Here is a 15763-nt window from a genome sequence, read left to right on the forward strand (position 1 = left end):
CGTTTTTTCATGTCTCAGGGTTTTGCCGAATTACTCATGTACGTCGCTCCGCCGCGGGTCCGTGTGGCGCAGGAGCAATGGCTGGAGCGCGTCCTCGAACGCCTCGGCGCGCAAAGGCTGGATGCGTCGGCGCTGGATTTGCACGGGCTGTGGTTGTCGCCGCAGATGTTGCTGACGCAGACCTGCGGCTATCCGCTGATGACCGCCTTGCGCGGGCAGGTGCAGGTGGTCGGGCGCCCGGCCTACCAACTGCCACACAGCCGTGACGGCCAGCATTGCAGCCTGCTGGTGGCGCGGGTCGATGATCCTCGGCAGACCCTGGCCGCGTTTCGCGGCAGCCATGGTCTGCTCAATTCGCGGGACTCCAACTCGGGAATGAACCTGTTTCGCCACACGCTGGCGCCGCTGCAACAGGACGGCAGGTTTTTCGGTGAGGTGTCGCTGAGCGGCGGCCACCGCAACAGCCTCGCCGCAATCAAGGCCGGGCAGGGCGATCTGGCGGCCATCGACAGCGTGACCTTCGATTACCTGGCCCGCGACCACAGCGATGAGGTCGCCGGCCTGAAGGTGATTGCACGCACCGCTACCGGCCCGTGTCTGCCCTACATCACCCGGCTGGGGGCCGACGGCGAGGTGATTCGCCAGGCGATGAATCAGGCCCTGCTCGAGTTGCCGGACGTGGCGAAGGTATTGGCCATCAGCCAGGTCCTCCCGGCGACAGAGGCGGATTATCAGGTGCTGCTGGAGTACGAGCGCGAGGCCCAACAGGCAGGATTGAGCGCGATATAAACGCCTTGCGCGGACTCCTGTAGGAGCCGGCTTGCTGGCGAATGGCGGTGTGTCAGCCAACCTCTGTTTCACTGACCCGGCGCGTTCGCCAGCAAGCCGGCTCCTACGGGAGGAAACCTTTTAAGAATCTGAAGGAATATAAAAATCACCTTTAAGTATTTTTAACGCATAAAAACCGTTGCTAGCATCGCGCTACCGGATCACCGGACTTCTGCCTGTCATTCACCACGGGAAACCTTCATGTCCGGTGCCGAGATCAGCGAACTGTTCCATCGCCATTACCGCTGGTTGTGCAACCGGCTGAGTCGTCATCTGGACTCCCACGCCTGTGCCGAAGACATTGCCTCGGAAGCCTTCGTGCAACTGCTGGCGTCGCCCAACGTGGTGGCGATCCGCGAGCCGCGGGCGTTGTTGACCACCATCGCGCAACGGCTGATCTACCAGCGCTGGCGTCGGCGTGATCTGGAGCGTGATTATCTCGATCGCCTGGCGCTGGAAGACGACGCGCACGCCGCGTCCGCCGAGCAACTGGCCGCCACCCTGCAACTGCTCGACCGCATCGACCGGCGCCTCAATCGCCTGCCCGGCAAGGTCAAGGCCACCTTCGTGCTGGCCCGTGGCGACGGCCTGACCTACCCGCAGATCGCCCGAACGCTGGGCATCTCCACGCGCTCGGTCAGCGACTACATGGACAAAGCTGAAACCTGTTGCCGGCGCGCTTGTCTGGAATGAAGCGTGTGCTGTGCTAAACCCAACTGGGCCATTCCATCCTCTGAGCCACGAGAAACGACAATGACAACGATCAAACACTTGCTGGGCGGCTCGCTGCTGGCGTTGGCGGCACTGACGCATTCGGCGTTCGGTGCAGAAAAGCCCACGCCCATTCACTTCGGCGACATCACCTGGGAAAGCGGTAGTCTGATCACGGAAATCCTGCGCACCATCGTCGAGAAGGGCTACGGCTATCCCACCGACAAGCTGCCGGGCAGCACGGTGAGCCTGGAGGCGGCGCTGGCGAAAAACGACATTCAGGTGATCGGTGAGGAATGGGCCGGCCGCAGCCCGGCGTGGGTGAAAGCCGAGGCGGAAGGCAAGGTGCATGGCCTGGGCGATATCGTCAAAGGCGCCACCGAAGGCTGGTGGGTGCCGGAGTTCGTGGTCAAGGGCGACCCGGAGCGCGGCATCAAGCCGCTGGCGCCGGACCTGAAATCCGTGTTCGACCTGCCCAAATACAAGGACGTGTTCAAGGACCCGGAATCACCCAATCAGGGCCGCTTCCTCAACAGTCCGACCGGGTGGACCTCGGAAATCGTCAACACGCAGAAACTCAAGGCCTACAAACTGACCGACAGCTACGTCAACTTCCGCACCGGCTCGGGCGCGGCGCTGGACGCGGAAATCGCCTCGTCGATCCGTCGCGGTCAGCCGGTGCTGTTCTACTACTGGTCGCCGACGCCGCTGCTGGGCCGTTTCAAGCTGATCAAGCTGGAAGAGCCGCCGTTCAACGAAGCCGCCTGGAAAACCCTGGCCGACGCCAGCAACCCCAACCCGATCGGCTCAAGCTCGCTGGCGGCGCACCTGGCGATTGGCGTGTCGGAACCGTTCCGCCAGCAGTACCCGGATCTGGTGAGCTTTTTCGCCAAGGTCGATCTGCCCATCGATCAACTGAACAAGACCCTGGGCGTGATGAGCGAGAAACGTCTTGAGCCTGACGCCGTGGCGAAATCCTTCCTCAAGGACCACCCGGAAATCTGGAACCCGTGGGTGCCGGCTGAAGTAGCGAAGAAGGTGACGGCCAGCCTCTGATCCCATCGCCGAATCTGTAGGAGTGAGCTTGCTCGCGATTAAGGTGTGTCAGTCACGCGTGAGTCATCAGGCAGATCGCAATCGCGAGCAAGCTCACTCCTACAACTGCTCTCAGCAGTTTCCCGCTTTTCGTGGTCTGAATCGTTCACAACGCCCGGTTGACTGGCAAACCCTTGCCCAACTGCTAATTTCACCGGGCAGTCAATGAGTTGATCACACAGAAAAAGTCGCCGGGGAGAGGACATGGGATATCGCAGATCGACGGCGTTGACGGTGTTCGGGCTGGTCGGCGGGCTGCTGCTCGGTCTGTTGCTGGAAGTACCGCTGAGCCTGGCCGAAGAAGCGGCACCGGTCGAGATTCCAGCCAGTGCGCTGGCCTTCGTGCAGGATCACCATCTGGGCGAAAGCCTGGGCTGGCTGGGGTATCAGGTGGCGTCGCGCACGGTGACGTTCACCACCATCGTCGAAACGGTCGGTCGCACTAAGGCGCAGGAAATCGTCCAGGACGAATTGCAGTACCTGCAGCCGCAATATCAGCAGGAGTGGGACCGCAACCTGGCGGCGGCTTATGCCGCATCGTTCTCGTCTGAAGAACTGCAGGCGCTCGACGTCGGCAATCCTGCGCCCGACATCGCCAGGAAATTCAAGGACAAACAGCGCGACGTCGGCCTCAACATGAAAGAGCGCTCCAGCGAGCTGCTCAAGGTCTACGTCTCCACAGCGCTGGACAACGCCCTGAAAAAAGCCAAGCCTTGACGCTCTACGGCGCCGGTTCGACGGCGACGCGGGCTATTTTTCGACTGAACAGGGGAAGGACACACCATGGACCCATTCATGCAGGCAGCCATCGATGAAGCGCAAAAGGGTCTGGAGGAGGGCGGCATTCCCATCGGCTCGGTGATCGTCCACGACGGCAAGATCATCGGCCGCGGCCACAACCGCCGGGTGCAGGAAGGCAGTGCGATCAAGCACGGTGAAATGGACGCCTTCGAAAACGCCGGACGCCAGCCAGCGCGGGTCTATCGCGAAGCCACGCTCTACACCACTCTGTCGCCTTGCGCGATGTGCAGCGGCGCGATCCTGCTGTATGGCATCCGCAAGGTCATCGTCGGCGAAAACGAAACGTTCATGGGCGAAGAAGAGCTGCTGCGCAGCCGTGGCGTGCAGGTCGACGTGGTGCACAATCCGACCTGCATCGGCCTGATGAAGCAATTCATCGCCGACAAGCCTGAGTTGTGGAATGAGGATATTGGTGAATAACAGCTTCCTGGGGTGCCCGAGATCTTGTGGGTGCCGCTGAACCTGTGGGAGGGAGCTCTGCTCGCGATGGCGTCAGATCAGCCAACACCATGCTGAATGACCCACCGCTATCGCGAGCAGAGCTCCCTCCCACGGCCTTCGGCCAGAAGCCGACCGTGTGAACACCTCTGACCCCTGTGGGAGGGATCGGAGGTTACGACGGTCGCGAAGAGGCCAGAACAGCCGCCACTGAACCCGAACTCGTACCCCGTAGCAGTCCGGCTTGTCGGCGGTGACGCCATTGAAATCGCCACCACCGGCAAACCTGACTGCTACAGGGACAGATTCACGTCAATGCAACTGCAACGTCGAATTGAACTGGCTGATGGCATCCACCACGTGCCGTGAGCCCTGCTGAATCTCCAGGATCACTTCGCCGGCCTCGTTGGCCAGCTCCACCCCGGTGCCGGTTCGGCTCAGGCTGGATTGCATGCTCGACACCGCGCTCTTCGCCAGTTCGTTGTTCTGCCTGACCACATCGACGATTTCCACCGTCGCCTTGCTGGTCCTCGCCGCCAGGCCGCGCACTTCATCGGCCACCACCGCAAAGCCGCGCCCGTGCTCACCGGCCCGTGCCGCCTCGATGGCGGCGTTGAGCGCCAGCAGGTTGGTCTGGTCGGCAATGCCGCGGATCGTCTGCACGATGCTGGCGATCACCTCCGACTGCTTGTTTACCGCATCAATGCTGCGCGCCGCTTCATTGAGGTCGTGGGAAATGTGCTCGATCACCTCCACCGTCTGCTGCACCACGCTGGAGCCCTTCTGGGCACAAGCGTCGTTGCGCACCGAGGTGTCGTGGGCGGTGGTGGCGGCGTTGCGTTGCACGGTGACCTGCTCGGTGATGTCGCTGGCGAATTTCACCACCTTGTACAGCCGGCCCTTGGCGTCGAACAGCGGGTTGTAGGACGCCTCCAGGTACACCGTCTCGCCGAACTTGTTCACCCGCTCGAAACGGTGCGAGTGATATTCGCCGCGATTGAGTGACGCCCAGAACGCCTTGTAGCTCGGCGAATCGACCTCGGCGCGGGTGCAGAACAGGCTGTGATGCTGGCCGATCACTTCGTCGCGGCTGTAGTGCATGGTGTGCAGGAAGTTTTCATTGGCCTCGACGATATGGCCGTCCGGCGAGAAAGAAATCATCGCCATCGAGCGGCCAATGGCGTTGATCATGCTCTGATTTTCATGGTCCCGGTGGGCGCGCACGGTGATGTCCGAAGCGACCTTGAGCACGCTGGTGACATGATTGTCGTTGTCCAGCACTGGCATGTAACTGGCTTCCAGCCAGATTTCCCGGCCTGCCTTGTCCAGGCGCATGAAGACCCCGCACAGCGGCTCGCCACGGCCCAAGTCGCGCCAGAACTTACGGTAAGCCTCGGTTTCATACAGCTCTTTCTCACAAAATATCCGGTGATGCTTGCCGATCAGTTCGTCGCGCGAATAGCCCATGGCACGACAGAATTTCTCATTGGCATTGAGGATGACCCCCTCGGGGCTGAATTCGATCATCGCCATGGAGCGACTGATCGCTGCCAGCTGGGCCTTGGCCTGACAGAGCGCAGCGGTGGATACCTGTAATTCGGCTTCGACGGCCTTGCGATGTGAATTGAACATTCGCCACATACCTCAGTGATTGCGAAATGCGGCCGCAATGGCCGTCTTCCTTGATGAGCTGTTATGGGAGTTCGACCCGCCGGACAGGTGCTTGAGTCATGGCGGGATGGCATCAGTTATCGAATTGACGAGGGAAACACCGCTGAAAGCAGCGGGGCAGAGCATCGGCGGGCAGTTTTGGATGAGCTTCGCCGGTCGACCGATGGCAAGTGGGGCGACGAAGGGAGCTGGAGCGGCTGCTGAGTTGACCGGTAATTCCATGTCGGGCGCCTGACGTCCATGTCGATGACTTGCCTGCAGGCCTTGAAATACTTGGCGTGCGGCAATTGCTCAGAGCATAGACAAGCTATTGGCGCTTGCCAGATCCATGATGGCAATTTCGCATTTGAGTGCGCCGTCGGTCGGAACGGCGCAATACACCTCGGTGATCAGGCCTTGATCACGGCCGTGCCGAACAGCTGCACCTGCTGCAAACGGCCATTTTCTTCGAGCAGACGCACGGGGGCGGTGCCGCCGGGCATGATCACCTCGACCTGTCCGGCCTTGACCCAGCCGCTGAACCAGGCCGCCGAAGCCACGGCGCTGGCGCTGGTGCCGGAAGAGGCGGTCGGCCCTTCGCCGCGCTCGAACACACGCGCCAGAATCCGCGTGTCGTCCAGGCGCGCGGCCCATTGCAGGTTGACTCCGGCCGGGCACGGGTCGCCGCTGCCAAACTCACCGGCGGTAAAGGCAATGCGGGTCAGCGCCTGATTCAGCGGCTCTTCGTGCAACTGTTCAAAGCTCGGCAGCGCGTTCTCATCGCTCACCAGCGTCACGCAATGAGGGTTGCCGACCCGCACGAACACGCTGGTCTGCCAGTCGCCGTGCAGTTCGGCCAGGCGCTGGACGCGACTGACCGTGCGGCCATTCAGATTGGCCTCGCCGACGCCCGCGCCTTTGGCTGACACGGCGGCGGGGCCGAAGCCCGGGGTGCCGATGTCCAGCCAGAAGCCGTTGACGCCATCGACCGTGGCCGGGTCGACGCGGGTCGGTGCCGGGCTGAGCGAGTCAGCGCCGTCGTGATGCACGTTGAGGGTGAAGCCTTCAGCAGCGCTGACCGTGCGATTGTCGGTCAGCGACTGGGAAAAGATGGTCAGGCCGTTGCCGCTGCGCTCGGCCAGTGTGCCGTCGGTGTTGACGATCAGCACGTCAAACGGCCCGCCGCTCTTTGACGAATCGCGCTGGAACGGGCCGACCAGCAGGCCGTCCGAGCGGTGCGGTTTGCTGCCGGCCGGGCGCTGGCCTGCGGGCCAGTCGCAGATCAGCGCCACAGCCTTGTCGGTCCAGTTGCGGCGGTTGGCTGCGGCGCCGGCGGCCGAATCCGGCAGCGCCACGCCAAGGGCGCGCAGCGCTTCGGGGGAAATCACGGCGTAAATGTTGCCGCGTGCATCGTAGAAAGGAGCCATGGCGTGTCCACATCAATCCGGGGAGCGCGCATTAAATCATGGCTCGCAGGAAGCCTTCACAGGATCAGGGTCAGCCACGCCGAGGCCAGCAACAGCAGGGCCATCAGCCGGTTGAAATACAGCACGCTGCGGGCGGATTTGAGAAATCTGGCCGCGCCGACGCCCATGCAGGCCCAGAGGAACATGCACGGGATGGACACCAGGAAAAACGTCAGCGACAGCCACAGCACCCGGTGCAAGCGCTCGCCGTCGGTGCCGGCGAACACGCTGACCACTGCCAGGGCCATCATCCACACCTTGGGATTGACCAGTTGCAGGCTGGCGGCGCTCCACAGGCCCAGACGCGGGCCTTCGGCTTTGCGGGACGGGTCGATGGCCTCGGCCGGCGCCGAGAAAATCTGCCACGCCAGCCAGGTCAGCCAGGCGATGCCGATCCAGGCCATCGCGGTCTGCGCCTGGACATGGCTGGCGAGGGCCTGACCCAGCCCGGTGCCAATGGCCAACACCACCAGCGCGGCGGCGGCACAGGCGCCGAACACGATCGGCAGGGTCGGGCGCAGGCCATGGCGTGAGCTGTTGGTCAGCACCAGGATGTTGGTCGGGCCGGGGGTGATGGAAGCGACGAAAGCGAACAGCAGAAACGGCAGAAAGGTGTCCATGGAACCACTCGAATGCGATTGATCGTGAAGGGATCATCGCCGTGGCGGGCAGCTCAGTCTGGAAGATTTGAGCAGCGTCTGCGGTAGTCCGCCGGGCTCATCCGGTAGGCGCGCTGGAACCAGCGACCGAGGTGGCTCTGGTCGGCAAAACCGAGGGCGGCGGCGACATTCGCCGGTAACTCGCCACCGGCCAGCAGGCGGCGGGCGCGGGTCAGGCGCAGTTGAATCAGATAGGCATGGGGCGCCAGGCCGAATGCGGCCTTGAACGCGCGGCTCAGGCGAAAACGGTCGACCCCGGCGACCTTGGCCAGATCGTCCAGGCCGATGTCCTGATGCAGATGGCTGTGCAGATAGTCGCGCGCCCTTTGCGCCGCCAGCGGCAGGCGTGGATCGGGATTGACCAGCGCGCGCCAGCGCAGGTGGCTGGTCAGGCTCGCCAGCAAACCGTCCAGCGCGGTCTGGCGGACGATGCGCAGTTCATCGTGATGCAGCGCGGTAAAGGCGTTGGCAGTGGCGCAGGCCAGCCGGCGGTCATCGGCCAGGGTGGCGGCGAAGGTCAGTTGTGCGTTGTCCGGCGCTTCCTCGAACTGAGCGCGCAACTCGCGCTCCAGCCACTGCGGGTCGAGGTACAGCGTGCGGTAGGTAAAACCACCGTCCTGCGGTGCATGGCCATCGTGGATCTCGCCCGGCTCCAGCAGAAACACCTTGCCCGGCGTGCTGTTGTACTGCTGGCGCCGGCAGTTGAACTGCTGCACGCCCTGCTCGGTGATGCCCACCAGGTAGGTGTCGTGCCAGTGCGGGTCATAGGCATGCCCCTCGAAATGCGCGCGCATCGTCTCGATGCCGGACGTGGCGTCCTGCTTGAGATCGATCCAGTGGCGTTCGGGCATGTGGGGGCCTTATGTGTGACGTTGGTCTGTAGGAGCTGGCTTGTCCTGCGACCGGCTGCGAAGCAGTCGTAAATCCGGCGAACGCAGTGTGTCAGGCTAATCGCGTTTGCTGAATTGACTGCCGCTTCGCGCCAGGTCGCAGGACAAGCCAGCTCCTACAGGGGGACTGTGGTGTTTGGGGAAACTGTACTCCGGCAGATGACGCAAGGTCTGGAACATTTGTGCAAGCGCCGACGGGTTGCGCGGTTCAACGGGTCCTGCGGACTATTCTTGTTACAAAGCGAATCATCCTACACGTTGCTCATCCATCCCTATGGCGCGAACCTACGGCTTCGATCGCCATCAAACACCCCATGCGTCCCCTTTCGACAGCAGGTAAATGATGAACAGTTTTCTGCGAGGCCTCGCGATCTTTCTTCTCGGCGGCGTGCTGAGCATCGGTCTGTTGAGCCTGGGTCTGGTCCAGGCCGGCGAGCCGGTCGCGCCCCTGCAACTGGCCGCCGGGGCCAACAATCAGCCTGACAACGGCGTGATCCGTCAGGTCAATCCCAACAGCCAGCAAGGCACCCGTTCCACCGCACCGACGATGCGCGGCCCCTACCTTGGCCCGCCGCAGACCCGTCAGCCCACCCTGGAAAACGGCGGCATCGGCAACGGCTACCCCACCCGTCAACAGGCGCCACGGCCGTCCAGCGGTAACGAACGACGCAGCAATTGAACCGGCAACACCCGACCATTGACAGCGAACGTCTATTTTTCACCCAGAAGGAATCGCCCATGTTGCATAAAACCCTGCCCCGTCAACGCCTGCTTGCCCTGTTGTGCGCCTCTGCCTTGATCGGCCTGTCGTGGCAGGCATCCGCCGCCACCTACCAGAGCGAAGAGGGCACGCTGACGGTGGATGAAGTCGTGGGCGGTTTGCAGCACCCATGGGCGGTGGCGTTTCTGCCGGGCAACAAGGGCATGCTGGTGACCGAGCGCACCGGCAACCTGCGCCGGGTGACGCCGGAAGGCAAGCTGACGGCGCCGATCTCCGGCGTGCCGCAGGTCTGGGTGCAAGGGCAGGGCGGCCTGCTGGATGTCGAGCTGTCGCCGGACTTCGCCAAGGACCGCATGGTCTACCTGACCTACGCCGAGGCTGCCAGCGACGGCAAGACCGGTGGCACGGCTGCCGGGCGCGCGCGGCTGTCGGACGACATGACCCGGCTGGAGAACTTCACGCGGATCTTCCAGCAGCAACCGAAACTGTCGGTGGGCAACCACTTCGGCTCGCGCATCGTGTTTGACCGCGACGGCTATCTGTTCATCGCCTTGGGTGAAAACAACAACCGCCCTACGGCGCAGGATCTGGACAAGTTGCAGGGCAAGGTCGTGCGCCTGTACCCGGACGGCTCGGTGCCCAAGGACAACCCCTTCGTCGGCCAGAAAAACGTCCGCCCGGAAATCTGGAGCTACGGCCATCGCAACCAGCAGGGTGCGGCGCTCAACCCGTGGACCGGCACCCTGTGGACCAACGAGCACGGGCCGATGGGCGGCGATGAAATCAACATCATCGAGCGCGGCGCCAACTACGGCTGGCCGATCTCGACCTTCGGCATCGACTACACCGGCCAGCCGATCTCCGAGTCCAAAGGCAAGATCGTTGAAGGCGTGAAGAACCCGTTCCATGTCTGGGAAAAATCCCCGGCCATCAGCGGCATGGCGTTCTATGACTCGGACAAGTTCAAGCAGTGGGACCATAACGTGTTCATCGGCGCGCTGGCGGCTCAGGTGCTGATCCGTCTGGAACTGAAAGACGACAAGGTGGTGCATGAAGAGCGCCTGCTGGGCGAACTGAAATCGCGCATCCGCGACGTGCGCCAGGGGCCGGACGGCTACCTGTACGTGCTGACCGACGAGCAGGACGGCAAGTTGCTGAAGGTGGGGCTGGCACAGTAACGGATCGCGCGTTGTTGAATTGTGGGAGCCGGCTTGCTGGCGAATGCGTCTGGCCAGACACCACAAGGCTGACTGGCACGGCGCCTTCGCCAGCAAGCCGGCTCCCACAGAACACCGGGGCGTTTATCCCTGATATTCCTGAGCCGACACCGGTACATCGAACACCCGGTCGAACACCCACTGAAACACCAACGCATAAAAGAAGAAAAATACGAACAACCCCAGGTCTGTCACCAGCGCCGCCCACCAGGAAATGTCCAGCCACCACGCCACCAGCGGCACCAACAGCAGCACCAGTCCGCCTTCGAAACCCAGCGAGTGCAGTAAGCGCCGTCCGAACGTACGCTCGCGGCTGGGCTGGCGGGCTTCCCAGTACTCGAAGACGTAGTTGAACAGCACGTTCCAGATCAACGCGCTGACCGAGAGCATCACTGACAAAGCACCGGCGTGGGCCAGGCCGTCGTCATAGACCAGCGCAATGCTTGGGGACAGCACCATGATGGCGATGGCTTCGTACAGCACCGCTTGAACGACTTTGCGGGTGGGGCCTTGCATGGTGTTCTCCAGCGTCGATTGAAGGAATGGTCGCCACCTTAACCGCCCGTCGCGGGGTTGAAAAATGAGATAAATTGACCCCGCTTCAATTCATTTCATGCAGGGAGCTGCCGGTGTTTTCCACTCTTCCACTGAACGCGTTGCGCACCTTCGAGGCGGCGGCGCGGCTGGGCAGTTTCAAGGCCGCCGCCGAGGAGCTGGCGGTGACCCCGGCGGCGATTTCCCATCAGGTGAAAAGCCTCGAGGCCTGGCTCGGCGCGCTGCTGTTCGAGCGCTCGGGGCAAGGCGTGCGGCTGACCGAAGAAGGCGAGCAACTGTACCGTCAGACCCACCGCGCGTTGTTGGATATCAGCCTGAGTCTGGAAAGCTTCAGCCCGGAAACCGCCTCGCAGACCCTGACCCTGTCGACCACGCCGGGGCTGGCCGCGGCCTGGCTGATTCCGCGGCTGGCGGGATTTTATCGGCGCTATCCGCAGTTCAACGTGCGTGTCGACACCCGTAACGAACTGGTCGATCTGCTGCGTGATTCCAGCATCGATCTGGCGATTCGCACGGTCAGCCGCGACGACCCGAAGCTGTTTCACCAGCCGCTGATGGACGAGCGCTTTGCCGTGTATGGCGCGCCCGACGTAGTGGCAGTGCTGCAGGGTGGCCCGCTGGAATTGATTGACCTGCGCTGGCAGATTCCCGGTGCCTACGCCGTCGGCTGGCAGAGTTGGTGCGCCTTGGCCGGGCATGACGACTGGTTGCAGACCGCGCGCCTGCGCGAGTTCGACGACGAGCATTTCGCCTTGAGCGCGGCAGTCGCCGGTCATGGTCTGGTGCTGGCGAGCAATGTGCTGGTGGCCGACAGCCTGGCCCGGGGCGAACTGGTGGCCTACCGACCGGAAATCAGCCTGCCCGGCCCGCGATACGTGGCCGTGTGCGTGCCGGGACGTGAGCGGCAGGCGCCGATCAAGGCGTTTCTGGAGTGGCTGGCGCAAATGGCATCTCTTTCCTAGACGCCATCGCCATCTCGGCGGACGTAAGTCCTGTGGGAGGGAGCTCTGCTCGCGAAGGCGCCCGTTCAGACACTGCTGCGTCAACTGACTCACCGCTTTCGCGAGCAGGGCTCCCTCCCACGGGTGTTGTGTTCCGCAAGGTGGTTCCATCAGGGCCTGCGCGGCAGCAGGCTCGGCACCGCGTGCATCAGCGCGTTGATTGCGAAACCGATGAACATCACCCCGCATAGCCGGGTAATGGTCAGCTCATGGCGCTGATACACCGCCCGCACCTGCCGTGCGCCAACCACGCTGACCAGAATCGTGTAGGCCGCGATGCCGCCCAAGGTGCTGATCAGAATCAGCAGCGGCAGCATCGACCAGTTGAGCAGCTCGGTACGGCTGGAGAGCAGGGCGGTGAAGGTCGCCACGGCCACCGGGTATGCCTTGGGGTTGGTCAGGCCGAACATGATGCCGTGCCAGAACGGATGCCGTGTGGTGGTCTTGCCGTCGCCTTCGCTGCTGCGCTTGGCACGAATTGCCCGCCAGCCGAGCCAGAACAGAAACAGCCCGCTGATGATGCCGAGCACGTCGAACGCCGTGGTGCCGACCACCCGCGCGCCGATGATTGCTGCCAGTGCCGTGCTGCACCAGATCACATCGCCCAGCAGATGGCCGCAGAGAAACGCCGCGCCAGCCCGTCGGCCTCGGGACGCACCGATGCCAAACACCGCCAGCACGCCGGGGCCCGGCGAAATTCCATAAATAAAGCCGGAGGCGAGCACGGCCATGAGCAGCGAGGGCGTCATAGGGAAACTTCCTTGAAGGGGGAAGCTGGAGTGTAAAGCAGCGCCGGACTGATTTTCGAGGCGGGCGGAACGTTTATGTCGTGGTTGTAAAAAAATCACGCAGAACGTAAAAGGTGCGCCGCTGTTAGCCGCTTCGCCGGATCCCTCTTTTGCGGAAGACCTCTCTCTTGTGGGAGCGGATTTATCCGCGAGGTGGCTTCGGATTCAGTGCGGCTCTTATGACTGATCGCGGATAAATCCGCTCCCCCTTTTTGCCTATCACCCAAGACCGCCAGGAGCTTCGTTCTGATGACCACCCCGCACTTCGCCCGCCGCCTGTTGCCTCTGAGCATTGCCCTGGCCTCGCCGTGGCTGGCGGCGCAGGAAGCCGAGCCGCTGACGCTGGAGGCGGTGAAGGTGTCCGGGGAGCAGGCGTCGGAATACCAGGCCAGCAGCGCTTCGGTCGGCGGATTCAATGACGCGCCGCTGCTGGACACCCCGGCGTCGATTGCGGTGTTCAGCGAAGAGCGCCTGAAAAACCAGCAGGCCAGATTGCTCAGCGAAGTGCTGCGCAACGATGCCTCGGTGGGCGACAGCTATGCGCCGATCGGCTACTACGAAAACTTCGTGGTCCGCGGTTTTTCCCTGAACGCCGCCAACAGCTACCGCATCAACGGCCGCAGCATCACCGGCGAGCAGAACGTGGCGCTGGAAAACAAGGAACAGGTTGAACTGCTCAAGGGCCTGTCGGGGCTGTCCAGTGGCGTGTCGGAGCCGGCCGGTGTCATCAACTACAAGACCAAGCGGCCAGAGGACGTGCGCTCGGTGACCGTCTCCACCAACGAACACGGCGAGCGCTACATCGCCACTGACGTCGGCGGCTGGTTCGGCAGCGAAAAACAGTTCGGCCTGCGCGCCAACGTCGCCCACGAAGACATCCGCTCCTACGTTGAACACGCCGACGGCCAGCGCGATTTCGCCTCGCTGGCGTTCGACTGGAACATCAACGAGCAGTCGACCCTGCAATTGGACGTCGAGTACCAGACCAGGGAACAGCGCTCGGTGCCCGGCTATCAGCTGATCGGCGGCAGCGAGTTGCCCCATGACGCCTCGCCGCGCAAGTTGCTCGGCTATCAGAGCTGGTCGAACCCGGTGGGCATCGACTCGCTGAACATGAACGGGCGCTACGAATACCGCTTCAACGACGACTGGAAGGCCAGCCTCAGCGCCTCGCGCAGCCGCGTGGTGATCGACGACTACAGCGCCTTCGCCTACGGCTGCTATTTCCAGAGCGACTGCTCGACCACACCGGTCACCGGGCATTTCAACAGCGACGGCGGCTACGACATCTACGACTTCCGCAGCCCCGATGACACCCGGCGCAACGATGAAGTCGAAGCGAGCATGACCGGGCGTTTCGCCACCGGCAGCCTCACGCACGAACTGACCTTCGGCACCAGCGCATTTCGCCGCACCGTCGACACCCGGCCGTATTTCAGCGAGTACGTCGGTTCTGGCAACGTCCACCAGACGCCGGACACCTTCGCCCCGTCCGACCTGCCCGTGGGCCACACCGAGCGCCGCCTCGACAGCCGCCAGTACGGGCTGTTCGCCACTGACCGCATCAGTTTCAACGAGCACTGGCAGACGGTGCTCGGCGGGCGCCAGGTGCGGCTGGACGAGAAGGCCTACAACGAAGACGGCAGCGACAATCGCCACACCCAGCGCTCGATCTTCCTGCCCCAGGCGGCGCTGATCTACAAGCCGGTGGACAACGTTTCGCTGTACACCAGCTACAGCAAGGGCCTGTCTTTGGGCGGCACGGCGTCGGTGTTCGACACCAACGTCGGCGAAATCCTCGCGCCGACGATTTCCCGCCAACTGGAAGCCGGGATCAAGTACGACTGGCAGCGCATGAGCTTCACCGCTGCGCTGTTCCAGACCCGTCAGGCCTACCAGTATTCGAAACCCAACGACGACGGCACGCTGACCTTCGTCCAGCAGGGCCAGCAGAAAAACACCGGCCTGGAGTTGAGCGCCAATGGCTGGCTGACCTCGCAACTGCAGATCGCCGCCAGCGTCGCAGCGATCCGCGCGCGGGTGGAGGACAGCGGCACGGCGGCCTACGAGGACCATCAGGCGATCAACGTGCCGAAGTATCGTGGCAGCCTGTCGGCCGATTACAGCCTGCCGATTCCGGGCCTGGCGCTGCTCGGCGGCATGCAGTACAGCTCCAGCAAATACGCCAACCGCGAAGGCTCGGTGAAGGTCGACGACTACACCGTATTCAACGCCGGCAGCCGCTACAGCACGAAAGTCGACGGCTACGACACCGTGTTCCGCCTGACCGTCGACAACCTGTTCGACAAACGCTACTGGCGCGACGTCGGCGAATACCTGGGCGACGACTACCTGTTCCTCGGCGCCCCACGCACGGCACGGCTGTCGGCGACAGTGAGCTTCTAAGCCATCGCTCCTACAAAAAATCTCGGCGTCCGAAAGATTGCCAACGCCCGCCAGCCGGACAGATGACCTGTGGGAGGGAGCCCTGCTCGCGAAGAAGGCCGTCCAGACACTGCCGCACCCACTGACCCAACGCTTTCGCGAGCAGAGCTCCCTCCCACGGCCTGCGGCCAGAATCACAAGCGATTCGCGCCTGGCACCAGTCAATCAGGCGTACCTGCGATGCCGGTCGAAAGACCGCCACCATCCGCCAGCCGGACAGGTGACCTGTGGGAGGGAGCCCTGCTCGCGAAGACGGCCGTCCAGACACTGCCGCACCCACTGACCCAACGCTTTCGCGAGCAGAGCTCCCTCCCACGGCCTTCGGCCAGAATCAAAAGCGGTTCGTGCCTGGCACCAGTCAATCAGGCGTAGCTGCGATGCCGGTCGAAAGACCGCTACCATCCGCCAGCCGGACAGATGACCTGTGGGAGGGAGCCCTGCTCGCGAAGAAGGCCGTCCAGACACTGCCGCACCCACTGACCCAACGCTTTCGCGAGC

General features: G+C 63.1%; 15 protein-coding genes and 1 pseudogene. 9 read left to right on the forward strand and 7 right to left on the reverse strand.

The genetic code is table 11. The annotated features are described in order from the left end of the window. Window positions 1-9 precede the first annotated feature (9 nt). The 5 genes from ACIPL0_RS05650 to ACIPL0_RS05670 all read left to right on the forward strand — a co-directional run bounded on the left by ACIPL0_RS05650 (window position 10) and on the right by ACIPL0_RS05670 (window position 3855). A complete protein-coding gene (locus ACIPL0_RS05650; protein WP_400592528.1) occupies window positions 10-789 on the forward strand; it encodes a phosphate/phosphite/phosphonate ABC transporter substrate-binding protein in 780 nt (259 codons plus the stop codon). A 240-nt stretch (window positions 790-1029) separates the two neighbouring features. Beyond that, window positions 1030-1521 (forward strand): sigma-70 family RNA polymerase sigma factor, encoded by a 492-nt coding sequence (locus tag ACIPL0_RS05655; RefSeq protein ID WP_400592526.1) that lies wholly within the window; start codon window positions 1030-1032, stop codon window positions 1519-1521. Window positions 1522-1581: 60 nt separating this feature from the next. After that, entirely contained in the window at window positions 1582-2595 is a 1014-nt protein-coding gene (locus ACIPL0_RS05660; protein ID WP_400592523.1) for an ABC transporter substrate-binding protein, read from the forward strand. A 243-nt stretch (window positions 2596-2838) separates the two neighbouring features. Then, entirely contained in the window at window positions 2839-3351 is a 513-nt protein-coding gene (locus tag ACIPL0_RS05665) for a hypothetical protein (protein ID WP_400592520.1), read from the forward strand. Window positions 3352-3417: 66 nt separating this feature from the next. After that, on the forward strand, window positions 3418-3855 hold the full coding sequence (locus ACIPL0_RS05670; protein ID WP_400592517.1) for a nucleoside deaminase: 438 nt from the start codon (window positions 3418-3420) through the stop codon (window positions 3853-3855). 330 nt (window positions 3856-4185) lie between these two features. On the opposite strand, the gene ACIPL0_RS05675 is transcribed toward ACIPL0_RS05670, so the two are convergent. From ACIPL0_RS05675 to ACIPL0_RS05695, 5 genes and pseudogenes are all read right to left on the reverse strand, one after another. After that, window positions 4186-4719: a methyl-accepting chemotaxis protein gene (locus ACIPL0_RS05675; protein ID WP_400731330.1), complete on the reverse strand. Its 534-nt coding sequence runs from the start codon at window positions 4717-4719 to the stop codon at window positions 4186-4188. After that, window positions 4720-5514: pseudogene (locus tag ACIPL0_RS05680) on the reverse strand (PAS domain-containing protein); the annotation flags it as partial. It abuts the gene before it with no gap. Between the two features lie 419 nt (window positions 5515-5933). Further along, entirely contained in the window at window positions 5934-6950 is a 1017-nt protein-coding gene (locus ACIPL0_RS05685) for a diaminopimelate epimerase (RefSeq protein WP_400592514.1), read from the reverse strand. Between the two features lie 56 nt (window positions 6951-7006). Further along, window positions 7007-7609: a LysE family translocator gene (locus ACIPL0_RS05690; protein ID WP_400592512.1), complete on the reverse strand. Its 603-nt coding sequence runs from the start codon at window positions 7607-7609 to the stop codon at window positions 7007-7009. 53 nt (window positions 7610-7662) lie between these two features. Continuing rightward, on the reverse strand, window positions 7663-8499 hold the full coding sequence (locus ACIPL0_RS05695) for an AraC family ligand binding domain-containing protein (protein WP_400592509.1): 837 nt from the start codon (window positions 8497-8499) through the stop codon (window positions 7663-7665). Window positions 8500-8881: 382 nt separating this feature from the next. Here ACIPL0_RS05695 and ACIPL0_RS05700 point away from each other — a divergent pair, with 382 nt between their 5' ends. Together ACIPL0_RS05700 and ACIPL0_RS05705 are read left to right on the forward strand one after the other, a co-directional pair. Beyond that, entirely contained in the window at window positions 8882-9217 is a 336-nt protein-coding gene (locus ACIPL0_RS05700; RefSeq protein ID WP_400592506.1) for a hypothetical protein, read from the forward strand. 74 nt (window positions 9218-9291) lie between these two features. After that, window positions 9292-10437, forward strand: coding sequence for a PQQ-dependent sugar dehydrogenase (locus tag ACIPL0_RS05705; RefSeq protein ID WP_400593910.1), 1146 nt, complete (start codon window positions 9292-9294; stop codon window positions 10435-10437). A 123-nt stretch (window positions 10438-10560) separates the two neighbouring features. On the opposite strand, the gene ACIPL0_RS05710 is transcribed toward ACIPL0_RS05705, so the two are convergent. Continuing rightward, entirely contained in the window at window positions 10561-10992 is a 432-nt protein-coding gene (locus tag ACIPL0_RS05710; RefSeq protein ID WP_400592503.1) for a PACE efflux transporter, read from the reverse strand. A gap of 113 nt (window positions 10993-11105) precedes the next feature. Here ACIPL0_RS05710 and ACIPL0_RS05715 point away from each other — a divergent pair, with 113 nt between their 5' ends. Then, window positions 11106-11993 carry a LysR substrate-binding domain-containing protein gene (locus ACIPL0_RS05715; RefSeq protein WP_400592501.1) on the forward strand — a complete coding sequence of 296 codons (888 nt, stop codon included), beginning with the start codon at window positions 11106-11108 and terminating at the stop codon, window positions 11991-11993. A gap of 149 nt (window positions 11994-12142) precedes the next feature. Here ACIPL0_RS05715 and ACIPL0_RS05720 read toward each other — a convergent pair whose 3' ends face one another. After that, on the reverse strand, window positions 12143-12781 hold the full coding sequence (locus tag ACIPL0_RS05720) for a LysE family translocator (protein WP_400592498.1): 639 nt from the start codon (window positions 12779-12781) through the stop codon (window positions 12143-12145). Window positions 12782-13069: 288 nt separating this feature from the next. Between ACIPL0_RS05720 and ACIPL0_RS05725 the strand changes: the two genes are divergently transcribed. Then, a complete protein-coding gene (locus ACIPL0_RS05725; RefSeq protein ID WP_400592496.1) occupies window positions 13070-15226 on the forward strand; it encodes a TonB-dependent siderophore receptor in 2157 nt (718 codons plus the stop codon). Window positions 15227-15763 lie beyond the last annotated feature (537 nt).

This window comes from Pseudomonas sp. NPDC090208, assembly GCF_044746785.1.
Classification (GTDB): Bacteria; Pseudomonadota; Gammaproteobacteria; order Pseudomonadales; family Pseudomonadaceae; genus Aquipseudomonas.

What these genes read in the sequence shown, in the direction of transcription:
- ACIPL0_RS05650 (WP_400592528.1), top strand. Translation starts at nt 10, where the DNA reads ATGTCTCAGGGTTTTGCCGAATTACTCATGTACGTCGCTCCGCCGCGG.
- ACIPL0_RS05655 (WP_400592526.1), top strand. Translation starts at nt 1,030, where the DNA reads ATGTCCGGTGCCGAGATCAGCGAACTGTTCCATCGCCATTACCGCTGG.
- ACIPL0_RS05660 (WP_400592523.1), top strand. Translation starts at nt 1,582, where the DNA reads ATGACAACGATCAAACACTTGCTGGGCGGCTCGCTGCTGGCGTTGGCG.
- ACIPL0_RS05665 (WP_400592520.1), top strand. Translation starts at nt 2,839, where the DNA reads ATGGGATATCGCAGATCGACGGCGTTGACGGTGTTCGGGCTGGTCGGC.
- ACIPL0_RS05670 (WP_400592517.1), top strand. Translation starts at nt 3,418, where the DNA reads ATGGACCCATTCATGCAGGCAGCCATCGATGAAGCGCAAAAGGGTCTG.
- ACIPL0_RS05685 (WP_400592514.1), bottom strand. Translation starts at nt 6,950, where the DNA reads ATGGCTCCTTTCTACGATGCACGCGGCAACATTTACGCCGTGATTTCC.
- ACIPL0_RS05690 (WP_400592512.1), bottom strand. Translation starts at nt 7,609, where the DNA reads ATGGACACCTTTCTGCCGTTTCTGCTGTTCGCTTTCGTCGCTTCCATC.
- ACIPL0_RS05695 (WP_400592509.1), bottom strand. Translation starts at nt 8,499, where the DNA reads ATGCCCGAACGCCACTGGATCGATCTCAAGCAGGACGCCACGTCCGGC.
- ACIPL0_RS05700 (WP_400592506.1), top strand. Translation starts at nt 8,882, where the DNA reads ATGAACAGTTTTCTGCGAGGCCTCGCGATCTTTCTTCTCGGCGGCGTG.
- ACIPL0_RS05710 (WP_400592503.1), bottom strand. Translation starts at nt 10,992, where the DNA reads ATGCAAGGCCCCACCCGCAAAGTCGTTCAAGCGGTGCTGTACGAAGCC.
- ACIPL0_RS05720 (WP_400592498.1), bottom strand. Translation starts at nt 12,781, where the DNA reads ATGACGCCCTCGCTGCTCATGGCCGTGCTCGCCTCCGGCTTTATTTAT.
- ACIPL0_RS05725 (WP_400592496.1), top strand. Translation starts at nt 13,070, where the DNA reads ATGACCACCCCGCACTTCGCCCGCCGCCTGTTGCCTCTGAGCATTGCC.